This window comes from Streptomyces sp. TRM68367 (assembly GCF_014495685.1).
Lineage (GTDB): Bacteria > Actinomycetota > Actinomycetes > Streptomycetales > Streptomycetaceae > Streptomyces.
Genome location: NZ_JACTVI010000196.1, coordinates 1 through 5,580, shown reverse-complemented (window position 1 = coordinate 5,580; position 5,580 = coordinate 1). Strand labels below are relative to the sequence as shown.

At 70.3% G+C, this 5,580-nt stretch carries 5 protein-coding genes and 1 pseudogene; 2 read left to right on the top strand and 4 right to left on the bottom strand.

The window, feature by feature from the left end; all coding sequences use genetic code 11:
* Both H8R17_RS44165 and H8R17_RS44160 read left to right on the top strand, forming a co-directional pair.
* Window positions 1–663 (top strand): LysR family substrate-binding domain-containing protein (locus H8R17_RS44165; protein WP_187828801.1); only part of this gene is annotated, 663 nt, incomplete at its 5' end.
* Between the two features lie 163 nt (window positions 664–826).
* Window positions 827–1,189 (top strand): annotated as a pseudogene (locus H8R17_RS44160) (3-hydroxyacyl-CoA dehydrogenase family protein); the annotation flags it as partial.
* A gap of 31 nt (window positions 1,190–1,220) precedes the next feature.
* Here H8R17_RS44160 and H8R17_RS44155 read toward each other — a convergent pair.
* From H8R17_RS44155 to H8R17_RS44140, 4 genes are read right to left on the bottom strand one after another with little or no spacing between them, the layout of a single operon-like run.
* On the bottom strand, window positions 1,221–2,186 hold the full coding sequence (locus tag H8R17_RS44155) for an electron transfer flavoprotein subunit alpha/FixB family protein (protein ID WP_187828800.1): 966 nt from the start codon (window positions 2,184–2,186) through the stop codon (window positions 1,221–1,223).
* 27 nt (window positions 2,187–2,213) lie between these two features.
* Window positions 2,214–2,996 (bottom strand): electron transfer flavoprotein subunit beta/FixA family protein, encoded by a 783-nt coding sequence (locus H8R17_RS44150; RefSeq protein ID WP_187828799.1) that lies wholly within the window; start codon window positions 2,994–2,996, stop codon window positions 2,214–2,216.
* Window positions 2,997–3,022: 26 nt separating this feature from the next.
* A complete protein-coding gene (locus H8R17_RS44145; protein WP_187828798.1) occupies window positions 3,023–4,198 on the bottom strand; it encodes an acyl-CoA dehydrogenase family protein in 1,176 nt (391 codons plus the stop codon).
* Between the two features lie 58 nt (window positions 4,199–4,256).
* Window positions 4,257–5,501 (bottom strand): CaiB/BaiF CoA transferase family protein, encoded by a 1,245-nt coding sequence (locus H8R17_RS44140; RefSeq protein ID WP_399478107.1) that lies wholly within the window; start codon window positions 5,499–5,501, stop codon window positions 4,257–4,259.
* Window positions 5,502–5,580: the final 79 nt, after the last annotated feature.

Genomic DNA, 5,580 nt, shown 5'->3' with positions numbered 1-5,580 from the left:
GTGGGCCGACGTGCCGGTCGCGGGGAGCTGGGGCATGCCCAGATCGCGTACGTCGCCTCCGCCGCGTTCTCCGGAGTGCTCACCGACGTCCTCACCCGCTGCGCCGCCCCCGGCACCGAACTGACGGTTGAGGTACGCGAGTTGGAGACGCCGGCCCAGTTGGAAGCACTGGCCAGCGGGGACATCGACGTCGGCTTCCTGCGGTGGAGACCGGAGTACCCGCCCGAAGTCACGGCCACCTGCCTGCTCACCGAGCAGGTCGTCCTGGCCCTGCCGGCCGCGGCGCCACTGGCGGCGTACGAGGCCGTACCCGCGGCGAAACTGTGCGACGAGTGCTTCGTGGCCCCGCACTTCGACGAGGAGTACGGCTGCCGCGACCAGATCCTCGAAGTGGCGGAGCACGGCGGGTTCAGTCCGCGGTGCGCTCCCCCGGTGCGGGACTTCATCGCGGCTCTCACGCTGGTGGGCGGCGGTCTCGCGGTGGCCCTGGTCCCCGATTCACTGCGCCGCGTGCACATCCCCGGAGTGGCCTACCGTCCGCTGGCGGACGTACCGCTGACCACCCGGCTGGTCGGCGCCTACCGCAGGGGGGAGACCTCGCCCGCGGTCCGCGGCGTGATCCGCCGGCTGCGGGAGGCCGCCGCAGCCACGGCCACAGCATGAAACGCCGATCCGCGTCAGGCGTCCGGCATGAGTCTGACGCCCCTTCAGCATGCGGTCGACGACCCGGTGCGTGCGCCCTGGGGCAGCGGCCGGAAGTCAGCGACGCGCAGTCCGTTCCGGGCTCCGGTCACCATCGAAACGACGCACGTTTGTACGCGGATGCCTGCCGCTGGTGGAGGTCATCCCCTCACTGCACACGTCGAAGGCCACGGAACTGCGCGTGCGTGCCTTCGCGGGCGAGATCCTGGGCAAGAAGACGATCGTCGCGCAGGACCGCGCGGGCTTCGTGGTGAACTCCCTGCTGATTCCGTACCTGTTGGCGGCAGTGCGGATGGTCGGCTCCGGCACGGCGACGGCGGAGGACATCGACACCGGAATGACCGCGGGCTGCGCGCACCCCATGGGCCCGCTGCGCCTCGCCGACCTCATCGGACTGGACACCGTGGCGGCGATAGGCGAGGCACTGTACGAGGAGTACCGGGAACCGCTGTACGCCCCTCCCCCGCTGCTGCGCCGCATGGTCGAGTGTCCCTCCCTCATGCTCCGTGCTCGGTCCGTCAACCGACCTCGCGGCGGGCGGCCACTTCCCGGGCCAGCCGGGGAGCGACGGCGAACAGGTCACCCACCACGCCGAAGTCGGCGAGGTCGAGGATCGGCGCCTCGGGGTCCTTGTTGACCGCGACGATCGTCTTGGAGGTCTGCATCCCGGCGAGGTGCTGGATGGCCCCGGAGATGCCCAGGGCGATGTACAGCTGGGGCGAGACGGACTTGCCGGTCTGCCCCACCTGGTACTGGTGCGGGTAGTAGCCGGCGTCCACCGCGGCGCGCGAGGCTCCTACCGCGCCTCCCAGGGCGTCGGCCAGTTCCTCCACCACCTTGAAGCCATCCGCTCCTCCGACACCGCGCCCGCCGGAAACGACGACGGTCGCCTCGGTGAGCTCGGGACGATCACCCGCGAGCGCGGCGCGACGGGCGGTGATACGGGCGGATGCCGCAGGGTCGATCGACGGTAGGAGGAGCTCACGCTCCCCTGTCTGCACAGGATGCTCCTCGGGCTCGAAGGAGCCCGGCCGCAGGGCGATCACCGGCATGCCGTGGGTGACCTGGGAGCGCACGGTGTACGACCCGCCGAAGGCGATCTGGGTGACCGCCCCGGACGAGTCCAGGTCGACCGCGTCGATCAGCAGCCCGGCGTCCAGCCGCGCGGCGAGACGACCGGCCATCTCCTTGCCGTCCGTCGTCGCCGAGACCAGAACGGCGGCCGGGGAAGCTTCCCGGACCGCGAGTTCCAGGGCGTCGACGGCCGGCGTGGCGAGAAACTCGTCCGCTTCGGGGGACTCGGCCGCGTAGACGCCTGTGGCGCCATGGCGGGCGAGGCACTCCTCGAGGCGTGCCGCGGTGCCGGGGGTTCCCACGACGACTGCGGCCGGGTCGCCCAACCGCCGTGCGGCAGCGAGGAGTTCGTACGTGGTCTTGTGGACACGTTCCCCGTCGTGGTCGACGAGGACGAGGACATCGGGCATGGGTGCCTGCTTCTTGGTCGGGGCGGTTCAGACGAGCTTCTGGGCGACGAGATGTTCGACGAGCTGCCGGCCGGCCGAGCCGTCGTCCGTGATACGGATTCCGGCGGCCCGCGCCGGACGCGGAACGGCCTCCACCACACGGGTGCGGGTCGCGAGGAACCCGGTGTCGTCCGCGTCGGGGAACAGGTCGTCGATGTCGACCGTCTCCACGGGCTTCTTCTTGGCGGCCATGATCCCCTTGAAGGAGGGGTAGCGCGGTTCGTTGATCTTCTCGGTGACGCTGACCAGCGCGGGCAGCGGTGCGTCGAGGCTCGCCTCGCCGTTCTCGGTCTCGCGCTCCGCGCGCAGCCGTCCCCCGTCCACGGTCAGCTCCCGCGCATGCGTCAGCTGCGGCAGGCCGAGCAGGTCCGCGACGATGGCAGGGACCGCGCTGCCCTGTCCGTCGGTCGTCGCGTTGCCCGCGAGTACCAGGTCGACGTCCTCCACCATCCGCACGGCGGCTGCCAGCACCTTCGCGGTGGTCACGACGTCGGCGCCCTGGAGCCTGTCGTCGCAGATGTGGATGCCGCGGTCGGCGCCCATCGACAGGGCCTTGCGGATGGCGTCGATCGCGGAGTCGGGTCCCATGGACACCACGGTGACTTCGGCACCCACCGCCTCCTTAAGCGTCAGGGCCTCCTCCGCGGCGCGTTCGTTGATCTCGTCGAGGAGGAGATCGGCGTTCTCGCGGTCAAGGGTGTGGTCGGCCTCGGACAGGGTGCGCTCGGCAGCGGTGTCCGGGACCTGCTTGACGAGTACGACGATGTTCACGGTCGTCTTCCTTCAGCTTTCGGAGGTCAGCGGAACGCCGGGTAGCCGGTGATCGCCTGACCGACGACCAGCGTGTGCATCTCACTGGTGCCTTCGTAGGTCAGGACGGACTCCAGGTTGTTGGCGTGGCGCAGCGGTGAGTACTCCAGGGAGATGCCGTTGGCCCCCAGGATGGTGCGGCACTCCCGCGCGATGGCGATCGCTTCCCGGACGTTGTTGAGCTTGCCGACGCTGATCTGCTCGGGCCGGATGCGGTGCTGGTCCTTGAGCCGGCCCAGGTGGATGGCGAGCAGTGCGGCATTGCCCACGGACACGCTCATGTCGGCGAGCTTCTTCTGGGTGAGCTGGAAGGAGCTGATCGGCTTGTCGAACTGCACCCGGGAGTCGGCGTAGTCGATGGCCGCCTGGATCGAGTCGCGGGCCGCACCGACCGCGCCGAACAGGATGCCGAAGCGGGCCTCGTTCAGGCAGGACAGCGGTCCGCGCAGGCCCTGCGCGTGCGGCAGCCGCGCCGAGTCGGGCAGCCGTACGTTGTCGAAGTACAGCTCCGAGGTGATGGAGGCGCGCAGCGACATCTTCTGCTTGATGTCCTGCGTGGTGAAGCCGGAGGTGCCACGCGGGACGAGGAAGCCGCGGATGCCGTCCTCGGTCTGCGCCCAGACGGTGGCCACGTCGGCGATGCCGCCGTTGGTGATCCACATCTTGGAGCCGCTCAGGATCCAGTCGCCGCCGTCACGGAGGGCGCGGGTACGCATCCCGGACGGGTTGCTGCCGAAGTCGGGCTCGGTCAGGCCGAAGCAGCCGATCGCCTCCCCGGCGGCGAGCCGGGGCAGCCACTCCTGCTTCTGTTCCTCCGAGCCCCACTTCCAGATGGAGAACATCGACAGCGAGCCCTGGACCGAGACGAAACTGCGGAAACCGGAGTCCGCCGCCTCCAGCTCCAGACAGGCCAGTCCGTAACTGACCGCGTTCGTCCCGGCGCAGCCGTACCCTTCGAGATGCATGCCCAGCACGCCCAACTTGCCGAGCTCCGGGGCCAGTTCGCGGGCGAAGTGGGCGTTCTCAAACCACTCGCCGATGTGCGGGCGGACCCGGTCGGCGAGGAACTTGGCGACGGTGGCCTGGATCTCGCGCTCCTCGCCGCTGAGGGTGGAGGCAAGGTCGAGCAGTTCGAGGGGGTCCTTCAGCGGCTTGCCGCTCATACTGAGCTCCTGGGGGTTGTGGTGATCGGTTCGGCCGTGGTGCCCGCGCGGGAAACGGTCATGTGCCCGCTGCGTTCGGCGGGGAGGCCGGGTCGGAAAGGCAGTGGAGAATATCCGCAGTGTGCTGGCCCAGGCGCGGCGGCGGCAGTCGGTACCGGGCGGGTGTGCCGCTCAGGGCGATGGGGCTGGCGACCTGGCGGGAGGGTTCGCCCTCTGCTCCGTCGGCGGATGCGGCGGGGACGTCGACGATGCCGGGAAGGCCGAGCCTGTGGGCGAAGGCGAAGGCATCGTCGAGGGTGTTGACCGGCCCGGCGGGCACCCCGGCCGCCAGCAGGACGGTCGACCAGTGGTCGGCGCCCGCGTCACTGAGCCGCTTGGTCAGGATGTCCCGCAGTTCGACGCGGTGGGCGACTCGGTCGGCGTTGGTGCGGAAGCGGTCGTCGAGAGCGAGACCAGGATCCCCGACGGCCTCGGCGAGCGCCGCGAACTGCCGGTCGTTGCCCACCGCGAGGGCGAGCGGACGGTCGGTGGTGGGGAGGGTCTCGTACGGGGCGATGCTCGGGTGCGCGTTGCCCATGCGTCCCGGAACCACACCGGCGACGGCGAACGCCGACGCCTGGTTGACCATGGCCGACAGCAGCGAGCCGAGCAGGTTCACCTCCACGAACTGCCCCTCACCGGTGGCGTCCCGGTGCCGCAGGGCCGCCAGGATGCCGACCGAGGCGTGCAGCCCGGTGATCACATCGACCAGGGCCACGCCGGCCTTCACCGGCTCCCCGTGCGCCTCCCCGGTCACGCTCATCAGGCCTCCAACGGCCTGCACGAGCAGGTCGTATCCGGGGATCGCGGCGCCCGCACCGCTGCCGAAGCCACTGATCGAGCAGTAGATCAGCTCCGGGTGCCGCGCACGGAGCTCCTGATGGCCGAGCCCCAGCCGCTCCATCGTGCCGGGGCGGAAGTTCTCCACCAGCACGTCGGACTCGGCGACCAGGGCGCGTGCCTGTTCGCGGCCGGCCTCCGTGGTCAGGTCCAGGGCGATCGACCTCTTGTTCCGGTTGACGCCCAGGAAATAGGTCGACGTGCCGTCACGGTCCGCCGGTGGGTGCCAGGCCCGGGTGTCGTCCCCGATGCCCGGCCGCTCGACCTTCACCACGTCGGCGCCGAGGTCGGCGAGGAGCATGGTGGCGTAGGGCCCTGCGAGAACCCGGGAGAAGTCAGCGATGCGCAGGCCGTCCAGCGCGCTCCGCCCCGCTCCATCGGGAACGCCGGCCCATTCGTCCGGCATGTCGTGCTGGGTGCTCATTAGAGGACCATCCCTTCTGCAGCCCTCACGAGTAGGGTTGTGACCTCTCGGTCCCGGTGGGTGCATGGCCAGTGATGCG

Coding starts and splice junctions, on each gene's coding strand:
- H8R17_RS44155 (WP_187828800.1), bottom strand. CDS start 2,186: ATGCCCGATGTCCTCGTCCTCGTCGACCACGACGGGGAACGTGTCCAC.
- H8R17_RS44145 (WP_187828798.1), bottom strand. CDS start 4,198: ATGAGCGGCAAGCCGCTGAAGGACCCCCTCGAACTGCTCGACCTTGCC.
- H8R17_RS44140 (WP_399478107.1), bottom strand. CDS start 5,501: ATGAGCACCCAGCACGACATGCCGGACGAATGGGCCGGCGTTCCCGAT.